This is a genomic window from Cylindrospermum sp. FACHB-282 (assembly GCF_014697195.1).
In the GTDB taxonomy this organism is placed as follows: domain Bacteria; phylum Cyanobacteriota; class Cyanobacteriia; order Cyanobacteriales; family Nostocaceae; genus Cylindrospermum.
This window is the reverse complement of record NZ_JACJRJ010000003.1, coordinates 36,140-62,581: the sequence shown is the minus strand read 5'-3', so window position 1 is coordinate 62,581 and position 26,442 is coordinate 36,140. Positions and strand designations below refer to the sequence as shown.

The 26,442-nt window shown below is 42.5% G+C and carries 23 protein-coding genes; 14 read left to right on the top strand and 9 right to left on the bottom strand.

Annotated elements, in window-relative coordinates; translation table 11 throughout:
- Positions 1–56: 56 nt before the first annotated feature.
- Positions 57–1,286: a methionine gamma-lyase family protein gene (locus H6G32_RS02320; RefSeq protein WP_190454166.1), complete on the bottom strand. Its 1,230-nt coding sequence runs from the start codon at positions 1,284–1,286 to the stop codon at positions 57–59.
- Between the two features lie 85 nt (positions 1,287–1,371).
- Between H6G32_RS02320 and H6G32_RS02315 the strand changes: the two genes are divergently transcribed.
- The 13 genes from H6G32_RS02315 (at position 1,372) to H6G32_RS02255 (ending at position 16,342) form a co-directional block, all read left to right on the top strand.
- Positions 1,372–2,190: an acyl-CoA desaturase gene (locus H6G32_RS02315; protein ID WP_190454163.1), complete on the top strand. Its 819-nt coding sequence runs from the start codon at positions 1,372–1,374 to the stop codon at positions 2,188–2,190.
- A 277-nt stretch (positions 2,191–2,467) separates the two neighbouring features.
- Positions 2,468–3,544 (top strand): fatty acid desaturase, encoded by a 1,077-nt coding sequence (locus H6G32_RS02310; protein ID WP_190454159.1) that lies wholly within the window; start codon positions 2,468–2,470, stop codon positions 3,542–3,544.
- Positions 3,545–3,748: 204 nt separating this feature from the next.
- A complete protein-coding gene (locus H6G32_RS02305; RefSeq protein WP_190454156.1) occupies positions 3,749–4,825 on the top strand; it encodes a fatty acid desaturase in 1,077 nt (358 codons plus the stop codon).
- Positions 4,826–5,573: 748 nt separating this feature from the next.
- A complete protein-coding gene (locus tag H6G32_RS02300) occupies positions 5,574–7,433 on the top strand; it encodes a glycoside hydrolase family 2 protein (RefSeq protein WP_190454154.1) in 1,860 nt (619 codons plus the stop codon).
- Complete coding sequence (gene galT / locus H6G32_RS02295) at positions 7,412–8,512, top strand: galactose-1-phosphate uridylyltransferase (protein ID WP_190454151.1); 1,101 nt, start codon at positions 7,412–7,414, stop codon at positions 8,510–8,512. The genes H6G32_RS02300 and galT overlap by 22 nt, the downstream gene beginning before the upstream one ends.
- A gap of 129 nt (positions 8,513–8,641) precedes the next feature.
- Positions 8,642–8,929 (top strand): hypothetical protein, encoded by a 288-nt coding sequence (locus tag H6G32_RS02290; protein ID WP_190454149.1) that lies wholly within the window; start codon positions 8,642–8,644, stop codon positions 8,927–8,929.
- Complete coding sequence (locus tag H6G32_RS02285) at positions 8,929–9,324, top strand: type II toxin-antitoxin system VapC family toxin (RefSeq protein WP_190454493.1); 396 nt, start codon at positions 8,929–8,931, stop codon at positions 9,322–9,324. The genes H6G32_RS02290 and H6G32_RS02285 overlap by 1 nt, the downstream gene beginning before the upstream one ends.
- A 504-nt stretch (positions 9,325–9,828) precedes the next feature.
- Positions 9,829–11,217: an RNA-guided endonuclease InsQ/TnpB family protein gene (locus H6G32_RS02280; RefSeq protein ID WP_190454147.1), complete on the top strand. Its 1,389-nt coding sequence runs from the start codon at positions 9,829–9,831 to the stop codon at positions 11,215–11,217.
- A 114-nt stretch (positions 11,218–11,331) separates the two neighbouring features.
- Positions 11,332–12,420, top strand: a complete 1,089-nt coding sequence (locus tag H6G32_RS02275; protein WP_190454143.1) for a M24 family metallopeptidase — start codon at positions 11,332–11,334, stop codon at positions 12,418–12,420.
- Between the two features lie 21 nt (positions 12,421–12,441).
- A complete protein-coding gene (gene galK / locus H6G32_RS02270; RefSeq protein ID WP_190454140.1) occupies positions 12,442–13,521 on the top strand; it encodes a galactokinase in 1,080 nt (359 codons plus the stop codon).
- Positions 13,511–13,891, top strand: a complete 381-nt coding sequence (locus tag H6G32_RS02265; protein ID WP_190454137.1) for a cupin domain-containing protein — start codon at positions 13,511–13,513, stop codon at positions 13,889–13,891. Before galK ends, H6G32_RS02265 begins: the two co-directional genes overlap by 11 nt.
- A gap of 286 nt (positions 13,892–14,177) precedes the next feature.
- The gene (locus H6G32_RS02260; RefSeq protein ID WP_190454135.1) at positions 14,178–14,987 is read left to right on the top strand and encodes a phytanoyl-CoA dioxygenase family protein; all 810 of its coding nucleotides are present in this window, start codon (positions 14,178–14,180) and stop codon (positions 14,985–14,987) included.
- 317 nt (positions 14,988–15,304) lie between these two features.
- The gene (locus tag H6G32_RS02255; RefSeq protein WP_190454132.1) at positions 15,305–16,342 is read left to right on the top strand and encodes a glycoside hydrolase family 43 protein; all 1,038 of its coding nucleotides are present in this window, start codon (positions 15,305–15,307) and stop codon (positions 16,340–16,342) included.
- Here the strand turns inward: H6G32_RS02255 and H6G32_RS02250 are convergent.
- Positions 16,332–18,572 (bottom strand): family 1 glycosylhydrolase, encoded by a 2,241-nt coding sequence (locus tag H6G32_RS02250; RefSeq protein ID WP_190454130.1) that lies wholly within the window; start codon positions 18,570–18,572, stop codon positions 16,332–16,334. The genes H6G32_RS02255 and H6G32_RS02250 overlap by 11 nt on opposite strands.
- Before the next feature lie 107 nt (positions 18,573–18,679).
- Positions 18,680–21,205: a UDP-galactopyranose mutase gene (gene glf, locus H6G32_RS02245; protein WP_190454127.1), complete on the bottom strand. Its 2,526-nt coding sequence runs from the start codon at positions 21,203–21,205 to the stop codon at positions 18,680–18,682.
- Between the two features lie 584 nt (positions 21,206–21,789).
- Between glf and H6G32_RS02240 the strand changes: the two genes are divergently transcribed.
- Entirely contained in the window at positions 21,790–21,930 is a 141-nt protein-coding gene (locus H6G32_RS02240; RefSeq protein WP_190454124.1) for a hypothetical protein, read from the top strand.
- Positions 21,931–21,978: 48 nt separating this feature from the next.
- Here the strand turns inward: H6G32_RS02240 and H6G32_RS26440 are convergent, their stop codons facing one another.
- From H6G32_RS26440 to H6G32_RS02215, 6 genes are all read right to left on the bottom strand, one after another.
- Positions 21,979–22,329 carry a hypothetical protein gene (locus H6G32_RS26440; RefSeq protein WP_199327965.1) on the bottom strand — a complete coding sequence of 117 codons (351 nt, stop codon included), beginning with the start codon at positions 22,327–22,329 and terminating at the stop codon, positions 21,979–21,981.
- Positions 22,298–22,537: a hypothetical protein gene (locus tag H6G32_RS26435; RefSeq protein WP_199327964.1), complete on the bottom strand. Its 240-nt coding sequence runs from the start codon at positions 22,535–22,537 to the stop codon at positions 22,298–22,300. The genes H6G32_RS26440 and H6G32_RS26435 overlap by 32 nt, the downstream gene beginning before the upstream one ends.
- Positions 22,527–23,126: an ABC transporter permease gene (locus tag H6G32_RS02230; protein ID WP_190454121.1), complete on the bottom strand. Its 600-nt coding sequence runs from the start codon at positions 23,124–23,126 to the stop codon at positions 22,527–22,529. The genes H6G32_RS26435 and H6G32_RS02230 overlap by 11 nt, the downstream gene beginning before the upstream one ends.
- An 11-nt stretch (positions 23,127–23,137) precedes the next feature.
- Complete coding sequence (locus H6G32_RS02225) at positions 23,138–24,379, bottom strand: hypothetical protein (protein WP_190454118.1); 1,242 nt, start codon at positions 24,377–24,379, stop codon at positions 23,138–23,140.
- Between the two features lie 102 nt (positions 24,380–24,481).
- Positions 24,482–25,747 carry a glutamate-5-semialdehyde dehydrogenase gene (locus H6G32_RS02220; RefSeq protein ID WP_190454115.1) on the bottom strand — a complete coding sequence of 422 codons (1,266 nt, stop codon included), beginning with the start codon at positions 25,745–25,747 and terminating at the stop codon, positions 24,482–24,484.
- A 4-nt stretch (positions 25,748–25,751) separates the two neighbouring features.
- The gene (locus H6G32_RS02215; protein WP_190454112.1) at positions 25,752–26,159 is read right to left on the bottom strand and encodes a hypothetical protein; all 408 of its coding nucleotides are present in this window, start codon (positions 26,157–26,159) and stop codon (positions 25,752–25,754) included.
- Between the last annotated feature and the right edge of the window lie 283 nt (positions 26,160–26,442).

Genomic DNA, 26,442 nt, shown 5'->3' with positions numbered 1-26,442 from the left:
AAAGATGCACTTAAAACTCCTTCCTTTGCGCCTTTGCGCCTTTGCGTGAGCCTTTCTTAAGCCGGGCCTATGGCCTCAATCGCCGCCTGAAGTGCGATCGCCACATGAGTCCAATGAGTCCCCCCCTGGCAATACACCACATAAGGCGATCGCATTGGCCCATCCGCTGACAATTCCAAAGTACTACCCTCAATAAATGTCCCTCCAGCCATCACTACCTGGCTCTCATACCCCGGCATATCATCAGGAATGGGGTCGAGGTAAGAACCAATAGGCGAATGCTGTTGAATCGCTTTACAGAAGGCAATCAGCTTTTTAGCAGAACCAAGTTTAATAGCTTGAATCACATCCCCACGAGGCGCAAGGGGTGCAGGATTCACAGGATAACCGAGTTTGTCAAATACGTACCCAGTCAGGTAAGTTCCTTTCATCGCCTCCCCAACCATCTGCGGCGCCAGAAATAAGCCTTGAAATAACAGGCGATTTTGGTCAAAAGTGGCACCGCCATAACTACCAATACCAGGAGCAGTCAAGCGACAAGCAGATGCTTCGACTAAATCAGCACGTCCAGCAACATAACCGCCTGCGCTCACAATAGTCCCACCAGGATTTTTAATCAATGAACCCGCCATTAAATCAGCACCAACATTTGTCGGTTCCTGGGTTTCAATAAATTCGCCGTAGCAGTTGTCTACAAAGCAAATGGTGTTAGGGTTTTGCTGTTTGACTAAATGGACGATTTTTTCAATGTCGGCAATTGATAAGCTGGGACGCCAAGAATAGCCACAAGAGCGTTGAATTAATACTAAACGAGTGTTATCAGCAATACTGTTGCTTAAAGCTTGCCAATCTATTGTTCCTTCAGGAATTAGCTCCAATTGGCGGTAATTTATGCCAAACTCGATTAAGGAGCCTTGTCCTTGCCCCCGTAAACCAATTACTTCTTCGAGCGTATCGTAGGGAGAACCAACTACTGCTAACATTTCATCTCCAGGACGGAGTACACCAAATAAAGCACAAGCGATCGCATGCGTTCCTGAAACAAACTGCACTCGCACCGCCGCAGCTTCGGCACCCATCACTTCAGCAAAAACTTTATCTAAAGTTTCTCGCCCTAAATCATCGTGACCATAACCACTTACACCAGCAAAATGGTGTGTACCTACACGGTGATTACGAAAAGCATCTAGCACTCGTTTAAGATTATGCTTGACCTGTATGTCAATTACAGAAAAAATTTCTAACAGTGCCTGTTCTGCTTGCTGCATCTGTTCCAAGCTGTTCATTACTTCCCCTTTCAAAAAAAATTTAGATATGCGGATTTTAAGATCGCGCACCCTTAGGCTGAACAATTCCTATTCAGGTTAATGCATGACAATTGCTACCTCAACAAAACCTCAACTTAACTGGGTTAATACCCTATTTTTCGCTGCACTACACATTGGGGCTTTGTTTGCCCTTCTCCCTAGTAACTTTAGCTGGAATGCAGTTGGTGTAGCTTTATTGCTTTACTGGGTAACTGGCGGTTTAGGAATTACCCTAGGATTTCACCGCCTTGTCACCCATCGCAGTTTTCAAACGCCCAAGTGGCTAGAGTATCTCTTGGTTCTTTTCGGGACACTTTCCTGTCAAGGTGGGCCAATCGAGTGGGTAGGTATACATCGCCTTCATCATTTACATTCAGATACTGATACCGACCCCCATGATTCCAATAAAGGCTTCTGGTGGAGCCACATGGGTTGGCTGGTCTATCACTCACCGGCTCAAGCAGATGTTCCTCGTTTCACCAAAGATATTTCCGAAGACCCAGTCTATCAGTTTTTACAAAAGTATTTCATTCTCATCCAAGTAGCTTTGGGTATCGGACTATTGCTCTTGGGTGGCTGGTCTTTTGTTGTTTGGGGAATTTTTGCCCGCATCGTCTGGGTTTATCATTGCACCTGGTTAGTGAACAGCGCTACTCACAAATTCGGCTATCGCACCCATGATTCAGGTGATCATTCAACTAACTGCTGGTGGGTAGCCGTACTCGTTTTTGGCGAAGGCTGGCACAATAACCACCATGCTTTTCAATACTCAGCTCGTCATGGGCTGGAATGGTGGGAAATCGATTTAACTTGGATGACAATTCAAGTGCTGCAACTCCTCGGTCTAGCTACGAATGTCAAGCTAGCAGAGAGAAAGCAGTAACTCCAGAGTCAATATTCATATAGTCAATAGTCATATAGTCAATAAATCATTGACTGTGGGCTATTGACTCTTTGCTTGTGAATCTTGACCCTTGATTAATTTTCTCCAGTAACTAAAATATCTATTCGCCAATTCGGAAACAGTTGACAAAAAATATTTTCATGTGCGCTGTGGTAGCTTAGGTTGATATAATCCGAAACATTAATGTTACAAAACTTTGCGGCAAGCCACTTTCCTGAGTGACTTGACGAAACATTTTGCTGTTTTTCAGGTATTCATGACTACTACATCAATTAAAAACGAAACATTTGGTAGAGACGAAATTAATCGTACCTCTACAGACCTTGGTAATTCCGACCTGAGGCTAAAAGATATTGTCAAAAGCCTACCAAAGGAATGTTTTCAGCAGAATAAACGCAAAGCCTGGACAAGAGCGCTAACTAGCGTCTTTATGGTAGCCTTATCCTACTTTTTCTTGGCGATCGCACCTTGGTATCTCTTACCCCTAGCTTGGATTTTCACAGGGACTGCTTTAACAGGTTTTTTTGTAATTGGTCATGATTGTGGTCATCGTTCATTTGCCAAACGTCGCTGGGTAAACGATTTGGTCGGACACTTGTTCATGATGCCGTTGATTTACCCCTTTCACAGTTGGCGCATTAAACATAATTATCACCATAAACACACCAACAAACTGGAAGAGGATAACGCTTGGCATCCTATTAGACCAGAAGTTTTTGCAGATTGGGATAAAAGCAGACAGTCTGTGTTTGAAGGCTTCATGCGTTACCGTCTCTGGTGGGTAGGTTCAGTTGGACATTGGGCAGTTGTGCATTTTGATTGGCGGAATTTTAAAACAAAAGACCAATCTAGCATCAAGCTTTCTGTGGCTGTAGTTGTGCTATTTGCAGCGGTTGTTTTCCCAACTCTCATTGCTACAACTGGTATCTGGGGATTTATCAAATTTTGGGTTATACCCTGGCTGGGTTACCATTTTTGGATGAGTACTTTTACGATTGTTCACCATACTGCTGCCGATGTTCCTTTTCCAGCAGCCGACAAGTGGAACGAGTTCATAGCACAGCTATCTGGTACAATTCATTGCGATTACCCTGCTTGGGTAGAATTTCTTTGCCACGATATCAATGTCCACGTCCCTCACCACATATCTACTGCCATTCCTTCTTATAATTTGCGGTTAGCTTACCGTAGTATCAAAGAAAATTGGGGTGATTATCTGCATGATGAATGTCAGTTCTCTTGGTCTTTAATGAAGCAAATTACAGACCAGTGTCAACTATATACAACTGATGTTGGCTATAAGTCTTTTGACGAATATTACGCAGAGCGATAAATCAGCATGAAGCATGAAGTATGAATGTATGTCACCATTATTTATCCTTCAGCTTTCATCCTTTATCCTGAATATCTGGCAATTCTCCATATTAATTAAATTGCTAGATATTATCTATGTACAATTTGGAAAGTTCTCAGAAATAACCCAAGCTGTGCATCACTTCAAATGTGACTACCTTGTTATATCCAACAAAAGAATCTAGTGCAATCAAATACAATCAATCTCAACCAGCCTGATAGCTCTGAATCATCTGAGGCTACAAATAAACTCCCCTTTACCCTTCAGGATTTAAAAGCTGCAATTCCCGCTGAATGTTTTCAGCCCAATGTAGGGAAATCCCTATTTTACTGCTTTCGTGACATCCTGATTGTCGGTCTGCTGTATGCAGTTGCTAATTACCTAGATTCTTGGTACTTCTGGCCAGTTTTCTGGCTAATGCAAGGCACAATGTTTTGGGCTTTGTTTGTAGTTGGTCACGACTGCGGACACCAATCTTTTTCTAAGCATAAATGGCTCAATGATTTAGTTGGACATCTTACCCACACACCGATACTTGTTCCCTATCACGGTTGGCGCATTAGCCACAGAACCCACCACAAAAACACTGGCAGTTTAGAGAATGATGAAAGCTGGTATCCTATCTCTGAATCAGAGTACAAGGAGATGCCAACTTTACAAAAGATAGGCCGATTTTATGTTTTTCTATTGGCTTATCCAGTGTATTTGTTTAAGCGTTCTCCGGGTAAAGAAGGCTCCCACTTTTCACCCAGTAGTCCGCTGTTTAAACCATCTGAAAAATGGGATGTTCTCACTAGTACTGCACTTTTGATTTGCATGGTAGGTTTGTTGGGTTTCCTCACCTATCAATGGGGTTTCTTATGGTTTATCAAAAACTATGCTGTACCCTACATTGTGTTTATCATTTGGCTAGATTTGGTGACGTTTTTGCACCACACAGAACCAGAAATTGCCTGGTATCGTGGCGAAGAATGGACTTTCCTTAAAGGTGCTATTTCAAGCATTGACAGAGACTACGGTTTGATCAATCATATCCATCACGATATCGGTACTCACGTTGCTCACCACATCTTCCTTAATATCCCTCACTACAATTTGCTGAAAGCAACTGAGGCGATTAAACCGATTATGGGTGACTACTTCCATAAATCTGAAGAACCTGTTTGGAAGTCTTTATGGCGTTCTGCTCTCAACTGTCATTTTGTTCCAGATACAGGGAGCAAGGTTTATTACACCTCGAATAATCAGATTGTGAAGTAAACTTTCAATGCTGTACATAAACAAAGTCCGCAAAAGCGGGCTTTTTTTTATTTCTCTCGTCTAATATAGGACTTACTTACCTTGACAAATTTACCCTTTTTTCAGACTTTTTTGATGCGTCTCTTTACGCATCGTATCCGTTGTGTGCTGCCGAGCACAGGGTAACTTTAATGAAACCCCGTCAGTCTGAATATATAGCCAAGGGTGATAATTGGGTTAATAGCCAACTCAGGCTACTCAACCAGTAACTTACAACTACGGTTGCAGACAAAAACGCCATCTAGCAATATTCAACGAATGCTTGCGTTATCCTCTGATATAAGCTGATTTTAGTTATTTTTCTTTTGTTTGCTAATGCTTATTGACTAATACATGATTTTGAAAAATAAATTTCTTTAAATAATTTATCTCAATAAAATTGTTATGATAACTAGTTTAGTTTGGCGGATTTGCGATAGTTAGTAGCCAGCCAAATTTAATAGGTTTTTTCTGGTTGACCTGACAAGGATTGATGATCTATGTGCCATAATGTCACGAGCTAGGAGCAGCTAAACTTATTGTCATATCTCAACACTTCAAGTGCTGAAGGTAATAGTGTTTGCTAAGAAAAAATACAACGCTACTAGTTAGAACTGACCAATAAATGATGGTGTAAAAACTCATGCTGGTGAATATGGCGACCCAATATTTGGGTCTAAATTTAACCTATAGCAGGGGTTGATTAAGTTATGGATAGGGAGGAAATTTGATGAGATTGTTGGATTTAAAAAATCGTGAATTAAAATTACCCTCTAAACTTGATAGTAATTTTTTAGCCTCCAAAGCAGCAGCACACCCTCGACCATTGTTAAAACGCGCACAGTGGCAAACTTTAAATGGGCTGTGGAAATTCGCATTTGATGATGAGGGAAAATGTGTCCAACCCAGTAATTTTAGCCAATGGCCTCACTATATAGAAGTTCCCTTTGCTCCTGAATCTACCAAAAGTGGGATTGGCGATCGCGGTTTCCACACAAACTGCTGGTACGAGCGGGAATTTGAAACGCCGATTGGGGAAGGTAGGTTACTTTTACATTTTGGCGCTGTGGACTATCGCGCTCGTGTGTGGGTAAACGATCAATATATAGCCGAGCATGAAGGCGGACATACACCTTTCAGCCTCGACATTACTCATGCCTTAAACGACAGTGGTACAACGAAAGTCACAGTCTGGGCACAAGATGATCCTCACGACCTCGCCAAACCGCGTGGTAAACAGGATTGGCAGTTGAAACCGCACAGTATTTGGTATCCTCGCACCAGTGGTATTTGGCAGACAGTGTGGCTAGAGCGCGTGGGTGTGACTTATCTCGGTCATCTGCGTTGGCTTCCTGATTGCGAACGGTGGGAAATTGGGTTTGAAGCTGGGCTGGCAGGTGATGTACCTGCTTCGGGTGTACAAATTAAAGTTAAACTGAGCGTTGACGGTCTGGTGTTAGCGAGCGATACATACGAGGTATTCAGTGGGGAGATTAGCCGCCGTATTGCTCTTGGTGATCCGGGTATTGACGACTGTCGCAATGAATTACTGTGGAGTCCAGAAAGGCCCACACTGATAGATGCTGAAATTCAGTTATGGTACAAAGACCAGCTGCTAGATGAAGTGGAATCTTATACAGCGATGCGAACTGTCAGTATTCAGCGCGATCGCTTTATGCTCAATGGTCGTCCCTACTATCTGCGGCTGGTTCTCGACCAAGGTTACTGGACTGATACATTAATGACCCCACCCAGTAACCAAGCATTGCGGCATGATGTAGAACTCGTCAAAGCAATGGGCTTTAACGGAGTACGCAAACACCAAAAAATTGAAGACCCCCGCTTTTTATATTGGGCAGATGTTTTAGGGTTGTTAGTATGGGAGGAGATGCCCAGCGCCTACCGCTTTACGCCAAAAGCAGTGGAACGCATGACCCATGAGTGGACGGAAATCATCAAGCGAGATGTTAGCCATCCATGTATTGTGGCATGGGTGCCGTTTAACGAATCCTGGGGAGTGCCAAATTTAGTTGAAACGGCGGCTCACCGCAACTACGTATTGGCAATGTATCATCTAACAAAAACTCTCGATCCGACTCGCCCAGTAATTGGTAATGATGGTTGGGAAAGTACAGATACCGATATTCTCGCTATCCACGACTATGAACGCCAGCCTGAGCGATTAGCCCATCGCTACAGAGGGGATATTCAGATATCGGATCTGTTTGAGCGTAGCCGCCCTGGAGGACGCATCCTCACCTTGGATAACTATCCCCATCAGGGACAACCAGTGATGTTGACCGAGTTTGGTGGGATCGCTTATGTCCCTGCTGATGAACCTGATGCAGATCAAGCTTGGGGATATGAAAACTGCTCGAATATCTCCGAACTAGAAATGAAATACGCTGCTCTGCTCGAAACAGTGAATAACCTTGAGCTATTCAGCGGATTCTGTTACACGCAATTCACAGATACCTTTCAAGAAGCTAACGGTTTGTTGTACAGCGATCGCACACCGAAATTTCCCATTGAAGCAATCCGTGCTGCAACCCTCTCAGGACAAGGATTATGTACTTCCACAAGCTGTTAAAGCCAGACGGACGCAAACTCAAGTTATACAGTCGCTACCCAATTCCTAGCCAGCTACAAGCCACTAGTCCTAGTAATGAGCCAGTACAAGCAAATCCGCATTTGCGCTGGCATCCCCTGCGTGGGGAATGGGTAGCTTATGCCAGTCACCGTCAAGGGCGGACATTTATGCCGCCCCCAGAATATAACCCCCTCGCTCCTACCATCGACCCCAAGTTTCCCACAGAAATGCCTCAAGGTAAGTATGACGTGGCAGTGTTCGATAATCGCTTTCCCTCGATGATTCCCACAGCGAACAATCCACCTGATAGCATCGTGGCCACCTTACCAGCTAATGGAGCCTGTGAGGTAGTGGTTTTTACTCAAGATGCCCACGCCTCCCTGAGTTCCTTAGAGTTGGAACATCTAGATTTGCTGTTGGAAGTGTGGGGCGATCGCACAAGGGAACTGGGAGCTAATCCGCAAATTCAGTACGTGCTGCCCTTTGAAAACAAGGGTGTAGAAGTAGGTGTAACTTTGCACCACCCCCACGGGCAAATTTACGCCTATCCTTTTATCCCACCTGTTCCTGCACGGATGTTGTCAATGCAGCAGCAGTATTATCAAGAACATCAGCGGGGGTTACTGCAAGATTTAATTGAGAAGGAGATTGCTGAAAATCAGCGGATTATTTATCAGGATGAGGAGGCGATCGCCTTTGTCCCAGTATGCGCTCGTTACCCCTACGAAGTTTGGGTAGCACCAATTCAGCCAGTTAGCAGTTTTACAGAACTTACCCCAAAACAACGGTTGGGACTTGCCAAAGCCTTAAAAACCATCACTCTCAAATATGATGGCTTGTGGAATCGCCCTTTCCCTTATTTAATGGCTTGGTTTCAAGCACCCACGGATGGTTTACCACATCCTGAAGCGCATTTACACGCCGAGTTTTATCCCCCATACCGCACCAGTGACAAACTGAAGTATTTAGCAGGAACTGAACTCGCAGCCGGGATGTTTGCCAATGATGCTTTACCAGAGGAAAAAGCTAAAGAGTTACAAGCAGTGAATGTCAATCTCCGAATGCCAATTTCCGCATAAAGGCAAAACAAAACAGCCCTCTTAAAAAAGGCGCATTTCATCAAGGATGCGCCTCATTTCCTTTATCTCGTTAAGCAAATATGCTATAATGTCAAATTGCTGTCATCACAATCAAAAGGGAAAATAAACATGAAAATTAAAGGTATAAAACGCGGTCAAAATATTGAGATATTAGAACAACTTAATAATATTCCCGATGGAACAGAAATAATTCTAGACTTAGAATTTATTCAAAAGCAAATACCCGACCCAAAACTAAATTTAACAGAAGAGAAGAGATTAGCTAAATTAAATAAATTATTTGGAGTGTGGAAAAATCAACCAGATTTAACAGAAATATTTGCAGAGATTGACCAACAACGCCATACTTACCAAGGTAGAACCCTAAACTCAATTGATGATCAGAATAACGGCTAATCTACCTGTTAGACACTAATATTTGCATTGCACTACTCAAAGAGAATTCCCAAGCAGTGGAGAAATTTAATCGCTATTTTAGCCAATGTTATCTATCTACAATTATAGTTGCGGAACTTTATAAAGGCGTTTACTATTCTCAACAGGTAGCCAAGAACCTGGAAACTTTGCAGCAGTTTATCGACTTATTACTAATAGAAACATTTGACTTAGAGGCAGCTATTGAATTTGGCAATATTCAAAGCGAACTCAAAAAAATTGGTAAACCAACTGGGGAATTAGATGCATTAATTGCTGCTGTTGCTCGTTCTCGCCATGATATTCTCGTAACTAATAACATCAAAGACTTTACTAATATCCCTAACTTACAATTAGAGAACTGGTTAGAAAATTAGATATAGATTAATACAGTAGTTATACCGTGTTCGGATGAAGACTTATAATAAAATCTATTTGTGTAGATTGGGTTGAGCAACGCATAACCCAACGCTGGAAAAATATTGGGTAACGCATTGCCTCAACCCAACCTACTTTAACGTAACGCGAAAGTCCCCACCCCTCAACGAAGTAGGGTGGGGATGAATAGCGGTTGATGACGATTGCATCTATGACCAATATCAACTGCTAGGTTGATGAGGAAATGGATGTATGAGGAATCAACAATCTTTATTTTTTGGCTCAGGCAACGAATCTATCCACTCATCAACAAGACTTGTAATAGTTCTATCCATTTCGGCAGACAATAATACTAGCTTGTAATACCTACGGTCGGTAAGAAGACAATTCAATCTTTTTTTCTTCATGATGTACGCCTAACCTGCTCATATTCATGTTAGTGTAGTTATAACAACACCAGAAAATTCAAACAAGGGGGTGATTAGACTGTGGCTACTAGAAGAATGACCTTTCGGTTATATCCAAATACTCAAATAGAAAAAAAAATGCGGTATCATCGGAAGCTTCACAAGGACTTATTCAATGCCGCAGTCAACAACAGATTTACTCAATATCAAAAATTTAACCACAAGGTTGATTACTTTGAGCAACAAAATTGTTTACCAGCTTTCAAAGAGGTTTGGACTGAGTATAAGGAAATCAACTCTCAAGCTTTACAGGCAACTTTGAAGCGTGTTGATTTTGCTTTTGAGCGTTGGTTCAAAGGGCTTGGTAAGGGTCCAAGATTCAAATCAATTTGCCATTATTCAGGGTGGACATACCCCGCTAAAAGCGGTTATTCTGTCGAGTCAAACGGCGAAAATGGGTATCTCAATTTATCTAAAATTGGGCGTATTCAGATGCGTGGACAAGCTAAGTATTGGGGTAAGCCTACTACTTGTACTATTGTTTATCGTAATGGTAAGTGGTACGCCTCAATCACGGTTGATGTTTTAGACCAAGTTCTCAGACCTGAAATTCTACCAACGGGTGCGATTGGTATTGATTTGGGTTGCGATTCAGCGTTATCAATTACTGATGGAGAGAATCATCAACAAATCAAGGCTCCTAAATTTTTAAGAAAAGCTGAACATCAAATCAAAAAAGCATCTTTTGAGAAGAGACGCAAACGCGCACCAAATAGAAACAAAAAAATCAAGTCTTCTAGAAGATACAAAAAAGCCCAAGCAAAGGTTAGTAAACTAACTCGAAAAGTTGCTAACAAACGTCAAGATTGGGTACATCAAGTTGCAGCAGAAATCCTGAGCAGTAATAGCTTCGTTGCAACGGAAAAGCTAGAAGTCAAAAACATGACCAGTAAGGCTAAGAAAGCGACGCAGTGTGGTCTTGGGGGTTTCCCCCATGAACAACTGCGTCAAGAAGGCAAGCGAAAGAAACAAAAAGCAGGTCTGAATAAATCCATTCTTGATGTAGGTTTTGGTCTGCTACGTAGCACCATCAAGTACAAAGTTGAGCAGATTGGAGGTCTATTTGTAGAAGTTCCAACACGACAGGTGAAACCTTCTCAAACCTGCCCCCAGTGTGGACACCAACATAAAAAGACACTCGATATCAGGACTCACAAGTGTGATACCTGTGGATATGTTCAAGACCGTGATATCGCTGCTGCTGAAGTAATGCTTTACTGGGCTAAAGGAACACTGCCGGGGTTAGGAACTAGCCTCGTAGACGCAGAGCCGTCTAGCTCTACTTCATCCACCAAGGCGCGTAAGCAAGCTGGAAGCATGAAGCAACTAGGGGCAATGAAGCGTCAGAAATCCCAAAGCAACTTCGTCACTAATGACTTGGGGGATGTAGAAACCCCAATCTCAGGCGAAGCCAGATTGGGGTAGTTCATTCAAAACTAAAAAGTATCTGCACCAGGAACCCTCAGTTCAAAACCTCAGACAGACGCAGACAGACCCAGATGAACTGGATAATTATCTGTATCTATCTGAGTTTTTCCTATGAACGAAGAAGTCTCCACCAAGTTAGAGTTAATCAGGGAAACCCTCTCCCAAACTGAGGTACAGGGTGTGCGTCTACGTGGTACAGATTGGTTTGCTTGGGCTACTGCTGGCGCTTCTAACACCGTACTGCTGACTGCTGAAACTGGCGTAGCAGAATTGTTAGTCACAGGCCAAGATGCATGGATATTGACGGATGAAATTGAAGCCCAGCGGCTACAAGATGAAGAACTACCAACTAATTTTAAGCTACACATCAACCCTTGGGCTGATCCTGCTGCCCGTGAGACTTTTGTCCGTGATGCTACAGATGGTGGGAAAATTATTAGCGAACGCCCTCTTTCTCATTTAGAGCAACCAATACCCCACTCTCTACAACAATATAAGCGGGTATTATTGCCATCTGAGCTAGAAAGATATCGCCAAATAGGACAAAAAGCCAGCGCAGCCATGACAGAAGTGCTACAAGCGGCTCAACCTACTTGGACAGAATATCAGTTAGCAGGTGCCGGTGCAGAAGCCTTGTGGACGAGAGGTTTACATCCAGCCGTGACATTAGTGGCTGGTGAAAGGCGTTTACCTTTATATCGTCATGCTACACCCACGGCAGAAAAGATTGGACAACAAGCAATGCTGGTATTTTGCGCTAGAGGGTACGGATTGTATGCCAACCTCACAAGATTTGTCAGTTTTGGCAAACTTGCAGATGAATCCGCCCAATTACATCGTCATGTCCGCGAAATAGAAGCTGAAGTACTTTCCTTGTGTCAAAGCGGAACGACTCTCGACACAATTTATTATCGTCTAGCTCAAGCTTATGAACAGCATGGTTTTGCTCATGCTATCCGCGAACATCACCAGGGAGGAACTACAGGTTATTTAGCCAGAGAAATTGTAGCAACTCCACTTACAAAGGACTTTTTGACCGAAAACATGGCTATTGCGTGGAATCCCAGTATAAGAGGCGCGAAGGTTGAAGATACTTTTGTCATTCTCAAGGATGGAAACTTAGAAAATCTGACTTTTGATCCAAACTTTCCTAGTGTTGAGGTAGCAGGAAGATTACGCGCTGTACCGTTAGAAAAATAATTTGGCAAACCAAGAGCAATTATGGCATTTTCACAAATATTTAATAAACCACCTGAAGCTCAAGCCAGCGCCCCTGGAAGGGTGAATTTACTTGGTGAACATACCGACTACAACGATGGTTTTGTTCTGCCGACAGCGATTCCTCAACAAACAACGGTACAGCTAAGTTTGAGTGATGATGGACAACACCACTTTTATTCAGAAAATATTCAAGAACGTGTGACTATTTTAGACATTAATCATACGCCTTCTGGATTTGCAAGCTATATTTATGGCTGTATTGAAGTTTTGAAAAAAGCAGAATACACCATTCCTTCGCTGAATGTGTACGTCCAATCATCAGTTCCTATGGGTGCAGGTTTATCTAGCAGTGCAGCTTTGGAAGTAGCAACAATCCGCGCAATTCGCCAACTTTTGAAGCTCCCAATTGATGACGTAGAAGTTGCCCAACTTGCCCAACAAGCAGAAATTCACTATGCGGGCGTACAATGCGGCATCATGGATCAAATGGCTTCCAGCCTTGCTGATACTCAACATATTTTGTTTTTAGATACTCGAACTCTAGAACGTCGTGTACTACCTTTTCCCAGCAAAACAACGATTTTAGTTATAGATAGCGGTGTACCCCGCACCCTAGCTACTAGCGGGTATAACCAACGTCGTGCTGAGTGTCAGGAGGCGGCGCAATTATTGGCAGTCAAGGCACTACGAGATATCACTAATGCTAAGGAGACAGAAGCATTACCAGAACCATTAAACCGTCGCGCTCGTCATGTGGTGACAGAAAATAACGGTGTCTTAGAAGTTTTGCAGGGAGTAACACCTGAGCGTTTTGGTGAGTTGATGAACGCATCCCATACTAGTTTGCGGGATGATTATGAAGTTTCTGTACCAGCATTGGATACATTGGTAGAAATTTTGCAGAAAACCCCAGGCGTATTTGGTGCAAGGCTAACTGGTGCAGGTTTTGGTGGGGCTTGTGTGGCGTTAGTGGCATTAGGTGAAGAAAAAGCCGCAACTCAAGTTCTTGAACAATTTAACTATGCAGGTTATGCGGGGCGAATTTTAGTACCTTCCTTCGAGGTAAGTGATGCAGCCTAAAGTTATTTTTGGGAATGCTGTGAGCGAAGGTGCAAATCGCTGGGGTTGGTTTATGGGGTACTTCATCACCCCAGATGACGATCCTCGCTCAACTACAGCATTAGAGGTAAAGTGGGGTGTTCATCAAGCAGGAGACTGTAGAACTGAGTGGGCAATAAATAATCAAGCCGCTACTCTTTCCATCTTGATCAATGGAGAATTTTGCCTTCAGTTTGAGGATAGGGAGATTACTTTATCTCGTGAGGGTGATTATGTGCTGTGGTGTGCGGGTGTGCCACATTGTTGGGTTGCTCAGTCGGACTGTACTATTCTGACGGTGAGATGGCCTTCCACACCAGGTGACAGTGTAGCAGTGCGAACAAACCATTAAAACACCGCTTTCCTGGCTCCCAGCCTCCAATGACTAATTTGCTTCATGGGGGGCTATTATTGGCTATTTATCTGCAAAATTATGGGTATTAATATTATTTTCTTTTGCCGAATAGCTTAGGCAACTTGTTTCTAAAATTTTGAAATTGCTAACAGTAATTGTTATTAAAATTAACAAAATAAATATCAAAGTAATGCGCTATTATCTACAAGCAATTACAAAAAATTGCTGTGAGAGTCTGATTTCCATCCGACTCGAAAGTTGTCCATGAACGAGGTGAAGAGAAATGGTTCAAAGTTTAGGCGGTATGGCGAAATATTCAGCTACCGACCTAGATCGATTAGCTCAAGAACTGAATCGAGACGGAATTTGTGTGATTCCTGGTCTTTTTGAGCAAAAATTGATTGACGAGTGGTTAGAAGCTTTTGAAAAATTATTTCACGAACGTCAAAATCAACCAGGTGGGTTGGCTCCCCGTGAAATTTCCCGCTATTATCTAACCTTGCCTTGGATTGACCCATTTGCTAATGAATTAGTTTTTGCCAACTCAGTAGTTATGGGTGTCCTAGAGCGCGTGTTTTACCAAGAATACGTGATGGTTCAGTTAGGGGTTGATATCCCGTTTCAGGGTTCAGATTATCAGGAAACTCATAGGGATTTTCGCCCGTTGTTTTGTGATCCCATAGTTACACCTCTTTACGCCCTAGCAGTCAACTTCCCTCTTGTAGAAGTAACCCCAGACAACGGCCCGTTTCAAATGGCGCGGGGAACCCATCTGCTACCACGAGAAGAGGGATTACAAAAGGTTGCTAGCGGTGAAATTCCTTTGGAATCTTTTTATATGCAGCCTGGTGATGTGATGGTGCGATCGCCTTTGGCACTACACCGGGGTTCCCCAAATCGGACAAACCAGCCACGACCTATGATAGTTATGGGCTACGTTATGCATTGGCTGCACACACCAAAGGTAGATTTGACTCTCCCACAAGACTATTATGAAAGCCTCCCAGTGGAGTTACGGCAGATGCTGCGGTGTCAGGTGGTAGAAAGCTTACCTCAAAACAAAGCCGAAACTTACGTGAATTTCAAATACTAGCCAATTTAGTCATACTCTTCTTTGTGCCTTGTGCTGAAAAAGTGATTTTATTCATCAGAAAGGCACGAAGACACAAAGCAAAATCTATAGCAATCCTAAATCATTTGTGAAACTTGCAACCTCTCTGATTATTCTCTTTCCCTTGGCGTTCTACAGCCCTATGCCTAACGGCAGGCTTACGCCAACGGGCATCGCTGCGCGCGGGCGTCTTGGCGGTTCGTTTAAAAAAAACTGTTCACAAATCAAATAGGATTGCTATATGTCTAGTGCTGAGTTTTAAATTATTTTCTTTTTTTGCTATTGCTTAGAAAATTGAGATGCAAACATATACTAATCCAGTTTACAAAGGTTATTTTGCCGATCCCTTCCTTTGGCAGCACCAGGGCGTATATTATGCGATCGGCACTGGTGCAGCAGAAGCAGAAGGAACGGTAGACGAAGTAAGCTCGACTAAGAAATCCCGTGTCTTTCCTTTGTTACGTTCCTTTGATTTTTTGAATTGGGATTTTGTTGATAACGCACTGTTGCGACCAGATCCAGCCCTTGGGGATAATTTTTGGGCCCCCGAAGTTGCTTACTGCGATCGCTTCCAGCGGGGCGAAGCCCATCGCCAATTTTACCTCTACTACTCTGTAGGGCATGGAGACAAAAATCATCAGCTGCGTGTGGCTACAAGCGATACTCCGCTGGGGCCTTATCAAGATATTGGTGAACCGCTTATAGATCCAAATTCCTGTTCCTTCGCCATTGACCCCCACCCATTTCGTGATGACGATGGACAGTGGTATTTGTTTTACGCCCGTGACTTTCTAGATACTTCCGATGGAGTGCGTGCCGGTACAGCGTTGTTTGTAGACCGACTCCAAACAATGACCAAGCTTGCTGGTGAGGGGAAAGTCGTTTTGCGTGCGCGATCTGATTGGCAACGGTTTTTAGCCAACCGTTTGATGTACGGTAAAACCTATGATTGGCATACTTTAGAAGGCCCCTGTGTTCGTCAGCATGAAGGTAAATACTACTGTTTTTATAGTGGTGGACGCTGGGAAACCGAAAATTACGGTGTAGATTATGGCGTTGCTAACAACGTAATGGGCCCTTACTCTGATGCAGGCAACGAAACCGGGCCACGGGTGCTAAAGTCTGTCCCTGATTTTGTTAGAGGGCCAGGACATAATTCTATCGTTCTTGGGCCAGATGGTAACACTGAGTATGTTGTCTACCATGCTTGGACGAATAACATGGATAAGAGGCAAATCTGTTTAGATAAACTCATTTGGACACCAGAAGGGCCACTGTGCCAAGGCCCTACCTGGACACCGCAGAGGATTACTAGCTTATTGCTTACTAGTAACTAACTCTCTCATCGAAGTAGCGGGAAATGGCACTGTCAAGACAAGGCATTAATTCGCCGCGATCGCTACCGAGTACACTATAAATCGGACGGCGAGCAATTAAACCCAGTTCTTGTGTAGGAAGGGCAATTAAACTGCTGACACTGACACCGACTTGTTTTGCAGCTACCCTTGCTAAGTCAGCCCAGGTGATACCTTCGGACGCACTTGTATTTGCCAAGTGCCACAAACCGCTTTCACCATCAATTAATAAATCGAGGCTTGCATGAACAAGATCCGGTATGTATGTAGGTGAAACAACGGCATCCTCAGCAGCGACAAAAGTATTTCCAGCACTGAGTTGACGTAGGGCGATAGTAACGAAGTTGTACTCATCCCACGGGCCGAAAAATGCACTGGTGCGAATCACTAGCGATGTCGGATAAGCCTGTAATACTAACTTTTCTGCCAAAACTTTGCTGCACCCATATACATTGAGAGGATCAACGATATCAGTTTCTACATAAGGCTTAGTCACAGCACCATTGAAGACTAAATCTGAAGAAAACATTAACAGTGCTGCGTTATGTTGAGCGCAAGCAGTAGCTAAGATTTCTGCACCTTCAGTGTTGATTTTTAGGCAAATATGGGGTTCTCGCTCCGCATCGTCTACTCGCACATATCCAGCAGCGTTAACAACTGCCCAGGGCTGCAACTCCGCCAGCACTGCATTAACAGAAGTAGGATTGGTAATATCCATCTGTTGACGTGACAGTAAGCGATATGTGATGCCTCGCGCTTGACACAACCGAGCAAAAGCTTTTCCTAATGTTCCTCTAGCGCCGACGATCGCTAGGGGACGAGGGGAAGCAAGGGATATCTTGTGCTGGTTGCTGATGTGAGCAGAGGGGACTGTAGAAGCAAATTCTGCTCTGCTGTTGTCACAACTAACAGCTGGGAATAACAAACGCTCTGGTCGATGCCACCATCCTGGTGTATCAAGTAATGGATGATTGGGTTGATGGCCAGCAGCTAAATTACGAATTAGTTTGGCGATCGCAGTTGGTCTGGGACGTGGTGAACGTAAATCAAACACACCTGATTCGTAGTAGCCGACTGAGCGAGTTACTAAACTATTCCAATCATAACTGCCTAAAAGCGCCCAAGCTGTGATAGCACGAACATCTACACCTTCATTTTGTAATTTCTGTGCAGCATTCCACACCTCATAAAACCAGCGTAGCTGCTCTTCACGGGTACAGCTAAGGTGAACTTCAGTGACAGCCAGGGGCAGTCTGTAGCGTTCCCATGCTTCTAGTAGTAATGTATACGGACCTGCCACACCCTCAGCACAAACTCTCACCGCCTCAACATCTGCATACTTGTCCCAGCCATTACCACCATGGGTCAAAGCTGGATAGTTTTCTGTATGCTCATCCAAAAAGCGATCGCTCGTCAGGTAATGGTTAATGCCAATAATATCCGGTGGACAATAACTATCAAGGCAAGCTTTTTCTAGTTCACCCTCGCTGATGCCACAGTAGCGTAAATAACCCCACATGGGATGCATCGGGGTAATGTAACCACACAATAAATCAAAGCTCAACCAACGCCGTTGGTTTTCTAGTCCTGATTGATAAACTAGCCTCAATGTACTGTAAATTTTACCCAAATCCTCGGTTTGTACAAGTTGGGCATTGCGGTTAATTTCTCGGATTACCTTCATTGACAGCGCGATCGCTCGGCATTGACCTAATAAAGCACGGGCAAAAGTTAAATTATCCCGACCGTGAGGATACCAGTGACCATACATCCCACTGAATCTTGCTGTTGTCAGTGGTTCATTTATAGGGGTGTAATGTTTTACCCAAGGATATCGCTCTGCAACCCCATGGGCAAACTCGGCTAATTTCTGGGGAAATTCTGGATCTACTAAGCTGGTGTCACGGGGGCCGCTACCATGATGTACTAATCCCACAATCGGAGTAATACCGAGTTCTTGCAACCTTCCAAGCCGCTCATCTGCCCACGACCAGTCAGCATTTTCTAACCCATTGGGTGCTACTTTTTCCCACAGCACCGGGTAGCGGATTTTCACTATACCCAGTTGAGCAAACAACTCTAGGTCATCCAAACGCCTAGCATGGCCATTGCTCTCTAACTGGTCGAAATACTCTTCACCCACACGATTAACCGTACACTCCACACCACCCCAAATTTCCAGGGGATATTTTGGATTCAAGGCAAAAGCCATAAATTATACTAATTCGTAATTATTTGGGAATTGGGGATTGAGGATGGGGCATAGGTTAATTTTTCTATGCCCAACCTCAACAAATAATCTTGCTAGATAAGTTTTGCTTAAGCCTTAACAGCGACTTGCTTGTAAACAGACAAAGCCTGAGCTACACATTGATCCATGTTGTAATACTTGTAGGTTGCCAGCCGTCCCACAAAATGTATTGCGGGTGTGGTGTCTACTAGTTGCTTATATTGTTTGTAAATCTCCTGATTCTCAGGACGTGGTACGGGATAATAGGGGTCGCCAACTGATGAGGGAAATTCATAAACGACGCTAGTTTTAGAATGTTCCTGTCCGGTCAGGTATTTAAATTCAGTGACACGGGTATAAAGGTGTTCGTTCGGGTAGTTGATGACTGGCGCTTTTTGAAATACTTCGGTGTTATGTGTTTCGTGCTGGAAATTTAGTGAGCGATAGGGTAATTGACCATAGCGATAATCAAAAAACTCGTCAACTGGCCCGGTGTAAATCATCTCCCGGCAAGGTATCGCTTTCTCAATTTCTCGATAATCGGTGTTAAGCATCACCTTGATGTTGGGGTGATTTAACATATTCTCAAACAACCGGGTGAAGCCATGTAGTGGCATTGCTTGGTAAGTATCGGTGAAATAGCGATCGTCACGATTAGTGCGGGTGGGAATTCTGGCAATGACGGATTTATCAAGTTCTGATGGATCTAGTCCCCATTGCTTTTTGGTGTAACCCCGGAAAAATTTTTCATACAAAACTCGACCAACTTTGCTGACTACTACATCTTCTGAGGTGTAGATATATTCTTTAGGTTCAGCAAGTGATTTAAAGAACTCTTCTGCCTCAAATGAATTGAGGTTCATGCCATAGAGTTTGTTAATAGTGTCCAGATTGATCGGAATGGGAACCAGTTGTCCATCTACACTGGCAAGAACGCGATGTTCGTAAGCACGCCATTGGGTGAAGCGCGAAAGGTACTCAAAGACTTCGCGGGAGTTGGTGTGAAAGATATGCGGCCCATATTTATGGACGAGAATCCCATTTTCGTTGTAATGATCGTAGGCGTTACCGCCGATGTGGTTACGCTTATCTACAACCAGTACTTTTTTACCGGAGTGAGTTGCTAAACGTTCAGCAATGACACTACCAGAAAATCCTGCACCGACAATCAGGTAATCAAAGACAAAATCTCTGGTAATAATATTGGGTGTTTGTTTACCACGTTGAGCTTCCGGTGGGGAGTAAGCGATGGGCTGCGCCCCGCTAAAAGCGATCGCACCATTAGCACCATTAGATTTAATTTTATCTTCTTTGTTGGGGGTCGCAATCGCACTCCGCACCCTAGAGGAGTCAATGGCCGAGTCTATTAGCTTGATCATTGATGCCAAAGTCCGATCCCAAGAAATCCTCTCTAAAAAGGCATCTACTCGATTCAGCCACTCTGATGTTTTTGTATCTTCTTGCATTGCCTGTTCTGCTGCGGCCACGAATTCAGCAACTGTGTCTGCAATTCGCACCAGTTTTGATTCCCCATAGGGACGTACAACATCTCGAATCGAAGTAGAAACCACGGGTTTAGCTGCGGCTAAATACTCTGGAGTTTTAGTAGGACTAATAAAGCGGGTTGCTTCATTTCGCGCAAATGGCAACATCGCTAAATCCCATCCTGCCAAATATGCAGGTAGCTGTTTATAGTCTTTACAACCGAGATAATGAATATTTTCACGCTGCGGCACAATTGCCGGCTCAATTTTCACAACTGGCCCAATCATCACTAAATGCCAGTCAGGACGTGCCTCAGCAATCCCCTGCAACAGTTGGAGATCCATCCTCTCATCAATTACACCAAAAAAACCGAGACGCGGATGAGGAATATTCGCTTGATCTGCCGGTTCTTCAAGATTTCTCGCTTGAGCAAAGTGCGCTACATCTACACTGCTGGGAAAGGCATAAACATTTGGGTGCTGGTTGACTTTACTTTCGTAAAGGCTTTGCCCTCCTGTAAATACTAAGTCTGCACGGCGAAATAATTCGGCTTCGTAGTCCTTTAATTTGGGTGATGCTCCTTTGAAGGCAGATAATTCATCCATACAATCGTAGATGATCGCTTGGGGTTGTAAGTGAGTTGTAAATGCGATCGCCATTGGTGTGTAGTACCAACAAATATAGTCGCTGATGTTTTGTTCAGCCAACAATCCATCGATCAACACCCGTAAATCTGCGTTTACTCCTTCTTCGCTCAAACCTTGTGGTAAATGTGGTACAACAACCACTACCCCGCTATCATCTTGACTGATATCTAGCCGCCCTAAACAATCTTCGCTAAAAATTGGCTCTTCGATCAAATATACTCGTCTTCCTTGAGCAAAACGACTCAGAAGATGTTGTGGTCTTTGATAGACAAAATTCCACCGTAAATGAGATAGGCAAACTATATCAGGTGCATCTGTCAAAGATTTGACTTTTTGGCGTTTTTTTTTCCCTGTAGAATAATCCGGCGATGATACACCTGAAGCTTGCCGTTCGGTTAATTCCGATAACTTTGTTTCACTCACTTGCGGTGATTTTATCTGGTTAAATCTGTTACCTTGGATGTCAGACTCTTTTTGTGTCATATTTTAACTAACTAGATATATTTTGTGAATTAAAGTAAAAATTTGTCGCACTACTGACGTGTAAAAAAATGTTGTACTATTTTCATTATTAGCTTGATTGCTAGATTGGTTAAATAACCTAGGATAGATTTTGCTAACGTCTATAAGCTAGAGCTAATTACTACCAATAATGGCTGTTGTTTAATCTACTTCTACTAGAGAATAAGATTTTTATATACCAAAAGAAGTATTTATATTTTTTATATCACTCAAATCAAAATTCATGATCAGGATTTTGAGGATTTAAGGATTAACAGGATAATTTCGTTAATCTCCTTAATCTCGTTCCCAGTCTCTGACTGGGAATGCCTTCAAAGGAGGTTCTACCTCCTGTATTATAGAGGCAGAGCCTCTAAATATGCATTCCCACGCAGAGCATGGGAACGAGAGATGAAAACTCAAGATCAGGATTTTGAGGATTTAAGAATTAACAGGATAATTTCCTTAATCTCGTTCCCAGGCTCTGACTCTTAATGCCCTCAAAGGAGGTTCTACCTCCTGTATTATAGAGGCAGAGCCTCTAGATATGCATTCCCACGCAGAGCATGGGAACGAGGGAAATAAGGGTAGAAATATTAATTAATCCAGATAAATTAACTGTGAGTATATATCGTCCCAATGGTGATGTAGAAGTGTTAATGGGTGACGATAAATTAACTATTTCTGAGTTATTATCTCAATGGTAAGTAGTGATTCTGGAGTTATGGAAACCTGTGTTTGAGGTATTAAACTTACTAAAAACTGCGAGGACGTTCGGGTATATTTAAATCATATAAAAATAAATGTAGAATTTCCAGCGGTGACATCGGGGAAGCATGAATCATCAAATCATCATTACCCGGATGCAGATGAAATCGTTTTCCTTTATCCTCATTATTATGTTCTGGTAAATTCAGATCAAAACGTATAAATTTTGTTGGGTTGCCTTCTAAAAATCTTATTTCAAAGTCAAAGCCAATAATTTGAGCAGGTGTAATTTTTTCGTCAACTAAAATTGCAAAATCAAACCAGCAACCATCAACCCGTTCAAAATGGGGAATTTCTTTAAGCCGCTTAAAGTTTCGCTGTCCCTCCGGTAATTTCAATAATTCCTTTAGTTGGTTTGGTTATTTTGAGTAATTTATAAATTTCGTCAAGTCTTGCATTTAAAAGACCATCATTAGATGCTGTAGTCAAACACTGCAAAATCTCACTCCGCAAGACTTTAGCACTTTTGACAGTTAGGAGAGTCGTTTTTATTAAGCGTTCTTGTACATCATCACAAATTTGCTCCCAGTTACTTTTACTGCTCAATTAAATCTCCCCTTTCCAGCAGGACAAGCCACTCAGCAAACTCAGGTTCAGGTGGTAAAGTTCGCGCTTCAGCCATTTCAATTACTTGAGAGTCAGTCAAACCTGACCATTCTCGAAGTGTCGCTAGTCTTTCCTCAATTTCTTCAGTGCTGAGTAATTCTGTGTCTTTTAAAAAAGAATATACCCTAGAACCGAGCCAACTTACAATATTTGGAGCATAAGAAAACATAGTTTTTGCTGATTCTGGTGATAAAATCAGAACTACACCACGCTTTTTTATTAGCGCACTTCTCATACAATCAAATTGATACCAATTATTCTTATCCCATTTTTCAAAGTTCCAAAGAATTAAATAATCTTCGGTATTTTGGATTTTATCAGTTAGAATATTTGCTCCATCTTCAGCAGATAAGCAGCCTATTTCACACTCTGCAAAAATGCTAAGTGTTTCTTTTAAATCATCTACTAAATCTTGAGAATCTAAACTTGAAGTAATAAGTGCTGACCAAGTATTTCCTTCTGCTGGCTGTGAGCCAATTCGCTGTAAAAATTCATCTATAGAAACTGGCATATTTATTAAAATAATCATGTAAAAAATTATTAAAAATTTAAACTTGCATCTGTTTCAATTATTGCTTCAATTACTGGCTTAATAGCTGGATGAACTGCATAGCGTATTTTGGGATCTCTATACTCAAGAATTAGTCGTCTTACCAGTAATCTTAAATCTTCGTCAGTTCTAGGAATAAATTCAGTTTTAGGAATAAGTTTTTCTGTATTGATAATTTGCTTAAGAATATTCAACTCTTTATCTGAAATACCAAGCAATTGACTTCTACTAAAAGAATCAACAGCCTTTAACACTTGCTTTTGTTGTACCTGATATTCACCTGATAGATATGTTTCCTCAATTGCTGCTTGTGTCAAACTAATGAAGTCTCGTAAAACTCCACCAGAAAAATTAATAAGTGTTTTAATTGCTTGCTCTTCTATAAAATTTTTAATTGAGCGAGTTTGAATAATTTTATCAAAAAAATTATACGCTTCTAAATCATTTTCAACATCAAAAAACGGCTGATAGTAGAAGTAATCTAAACTTTTATCCAATGTATCACGATAGTCACTATAAATAGCAATTAGAGGGGCTACTAATACCAGACCAATACCCGTAAATGATATAGCTTTTGCATCTGAAGACAAAATCTGTGTAAAGGTTTGAGCATTATCCAGCCGATCTAATCCATCAAATAAAAAAACGATATAGCCATACTTCGTTAAAGCTTCTTTAGATAAGTTGCTAACCGCTTGCACTAACTCTGCTTTTACACCATATGTTTTTGATTGACCAGTAATAATACCTTCACGTTCAACTTTCCAATATATTGACGACTTAGTAAAGGCAGATGCCAATTTATTAATATCGATGTCTTCTGTATACCCAAATGCAATTTTATTAATGTGATTGATATATTTTTTTACATTTCCATCTTCACTATCTCTCATCAGATTTGCAAGTTCTAACCCGACAATTGCAGTTAGAACACCACTCGTTATTTTAGAAATATCTGTATAGAGGCTAACATCTACATATATTGCGTGAGTATCTTCTATTTCATTAATTTGCTTACAAGCAACTAACAATTGAGTTGTTTTACCAGATCCAATCCCTCCTAAAAGTAGATGTGAAGAAAATGGACGCAGAGCTATTCTATTCGAGATAGTATCTACCAGTAATTTTCCTGGTGCGTGAACATAGTAGCCGCTTTCAATTGCTTCTGATGGATTTGCTGCTCCCTCAAAAGCTGCCATCCTTTCTCTAAAAAGCTTTAGCCGATTAGACATATCACTTACGCTCTATATTTAAGGGATTGTGCCTGTTGTCAGCAGTAGCTGAATATCTTTAATGATAATTGTAAACGGTCTGCTAGTTTTAACCCCTCACTGCTAAAACCGTCCATTTCCTTGGACAATGTGCTTAACAGTCGTCAAACTTTCCAAGCTAATAAATCCGCGACGATGGCCTTTTTGATTTGACATGCCCAAAAATGCCGAATCTCCCCGCGAGGGGTTGCGGTAAAAACGGGGGGAAGCGTTGATGTAGGTGGATGCGGTGTTGACTCCTAGGGCAAATTGACGACTTTCTTGGTAGGATTCTGTAACGATGCTGTCGGCATGACCGCTACTATATTGATTAATCCAGGCGATCGCACTTTCTAAGCTATCCACCAATTTAAAAGCCACTGTCTTGGTTAAATACGGGTTTCCCCATTCACCTTCTTTCGCTAGCTGCAACTGAGGAAAGGCTTCTACTAGTTCCTCATCCCCTTTGATTTCAAAGCCTTTTTCCTTCAAGCTGTTCCACAGCACAGATAAGGAAGATGGTAAGGATTGACGATGAATTAAAACTTTTTCAATGGCGTTTACCGGATCTGGTTCGCTCTCATGGCTATCGAGAATCATCCAGCGCACCATCTCCAAGCTACCATTTAGCGACCAGTAGAGGTAACAGTTGCCCATGGCTGACTTTAACACAGGACATGTTGACTGGCGTACTACCTGTTGGATTAAGCTAGAACGTCCGTAGGGAATTACTAAATTCACGTACTGATCTTGGGTGACTAAATCCCGAATGGAAGCACCATGTTCTGCTGTGATTAATTCCACACAACCTACTGGTAGTCCAACTTCACTGATAGCAGTTTGCAGCACTTCTGCGATCGCCGCATTCGAGTGACTCGCTTCTGTACTGCCTTTGAGAATCAGGCTATTACCAGTTTTAATACAAAAACCTGCGGCGATCGCTCCTAAATCGGGGAACGCCTCATAAATAAATCCAATCACTCCCAAGGGCATTAACTGAGAATAACTCTGAGAATCTTCTTGTTGATAGTCAGTGTTTCTCACCCGTCGCAGTGGATCTGATAATTCCCCCAATCTTTGGAGAATCTCTACTGTGGCTTCTAGCCTGGAGGGAGTCAGCTTCAGCCAATCTAAAATCAACTCAGGCACAGCCATTTCCCTACTGGCTTCTAGATCCAAAGTATTGGCTTCTAGAATGTCGTCAAATGAACGATCAAGGGCCTGCGCCATTGCCAATACAGCGCGACTCCGATCTACTCCCTTTGTGATCCCCAGCTTCAGAGAAGCTTGATAAGCGCGTTTAGCACTATTTATTGGTTCGGGGTAATCATCTAATGCTTCAACGGTCATTGAGTTAAGGTCTGTAGGTAAGCCAGACCATTAGCGCCGGCAGGATAGCTAATAGCACCGCCACCATTGCCCAAGCAATAATGCTGGAACCATTTGCTAATCGTAGCGCTAATGGTAGCCATATAATGACTAACACGAAAATAATGCCTAGGGCTATCGGCAGATAGCTTTCTGCCAATCGAGGATGGACAATACGCCAACTCTTACCCGTCCAACGCCAAGCTCGTTTGTAGGGATAGGTGGTAGAAAGTTGCTCTAGGACATAACCATTATCTTCTACAACGAATATTTGCTGACAGCGATCGCAACCAAATGCTTCTGTTAGCGTAATCGGAATTAACTGCCCCCGGCGCCGGCAAGGACAGGTGTAATCCGTATTTAAGTCTATTTTTTCGGGTTTTTGAGATTGCACAAGCGATCTAAATAACTTGAGCGTGTTTTTCTAAACTGCCAAAATACCATTCTGTTAATTAGCCTCATATTTTTCCAGTGATTCAGGTTCAGTCCGGATTTCTCCGTTCTTCATCCTTGGAGGTCATCTGGTAAATATTTCTACTCATTTTTTCTCGCTGATCACAGGCATCTGCTGAGATTGGAGATAGTCAGAACATCAGCCCATTTCCATAATTATTCCCCTTATTTTGGCTAATTTGACTGCCAAAAGAAGTATTGCACCCGACAATCTTACTATTTCC

Bases quoted from the DNA above. Each gene is read 5' to 3' on its own strand.
- H6G32_RS02300 (WP_190454154.1), top strand. From the start codon at position 5,574: ATGAGATTGTTGGATTTAAAAAATCGTGAATTAAAATTACCCTCTAAA.
- H6G32_RS02260 (WP_190454135.1), top strand. From the start codon at position 14,178: ATGGTTCAAAGTTTAGGCGGTATGGCGAAATATTCAGCTACCGACCTA.
- H6G32_RS02250 (WP_190454130.1), bottom strand. From the start codon at position 18,572: ATGGCTTTTGCCTTGAATCCAAAATATCCCCTGGAAATTTGGGGTGGT.
- H6G32_RS02265 (WP_190454137.1), top strand. From the start codon at position 13,511: ATGCAGCCTAAAGTTATTTTTGGGAATGCTGTGAGCGAAGGTGCAAAT.
- H6G32_RS02280 (WP_190454147.1), top strand. From the start codon at position 9,829: ATGACCTTTCGGTTATATCCAAATACTCAAATAGAAAAAAAAATGCGG.
- H6G32_RS02255 (WP_190454132.1), top strand. From the start codon at position 15,305: ATGCAAACATATACTAATCCAGTTTACAAAGGTTATTTTGCCGATCCC.
- H6G32_RS02240 (WP_190454124.1), top strand. From the start codon at position 21,790: ATGGGAACGAGGGAAATAAGGGTAGAAATATTAATTAATCCAGATAAA.
- H6G32_RS02225 (WP_190454118.1), bottom strand. From the start codon at position 24,379: ATGTCTAATCGGCTAAAGCTTTTTAGAGAAAGGATGGCAGCTTTTGAG.
- H6G32_RS02315 (WP_190454163.1), top strand. From the start codon at position 1,372: ATGACAATTGCTACCTCAACAAAACCTCAACTTAACTGGGTTAATACC.
- H6G32_RS02230 (WP_190454121.1), bottom strand. From the start codon at position 23,126: ATGATTATTTTAATAAATATGCCAGTTTCTATAGATGAATTTTTACAG.
- H6G32_RS02290 (WP_190454149.1), top strand. From the start codon at position 8,642: ATGAAAATTAAAGGTATAAAACGCGGTCAAAATATTGAGATATTAGAA.
- galK (WP_190454140.1), top strand. From the start codon at position 12,442: ATGGCATTTTCACAAATATTTAATAAACCACCTGAAGCTCAAGCCAGC.
- galT (WP_190454151.1), top strand. From the start codon at position 7,412: ATGTACTTCCACAAGCTGTTAAAGCCAGACGGACGCAAACTCAAGTTA.
- H6G32_RS02220 (WP_190454115.1), bottom strand. From the start codon at position 25,747: ATGACCGTTGAAGCATTAGATGATTACCCCGAACCAATAAATAGTGCT.
- H6G32_RS02275 (WP_190454143.1), top strand. From the start codon at position 11,332: ATGAACGAAGAAGTCTCCACCAAGTTAGAGTTAATCAGGGAAACCCTC.
- H6G32_RS02310 (WP_190454159.1), top strand. From the start codon at position 2,468: ATGACTACTACATCAATTAAAAACGAAACATTTGGTAGAGACGAAATT.
- glf (WP_190454127.1), bottom strand. From the start codon at position 21,205: ATGACACAAAAAGAGTCTGACATCCAAGGTAACAGATTTAACCAGATA.
- H6G32_RS02320 (WP_190454166.1), bottom strand. From the start codon at position 1,286: ATGAACAGCTTGGAACAGATGCAGCAAGCAGAACAGGCACTGTTAGAA.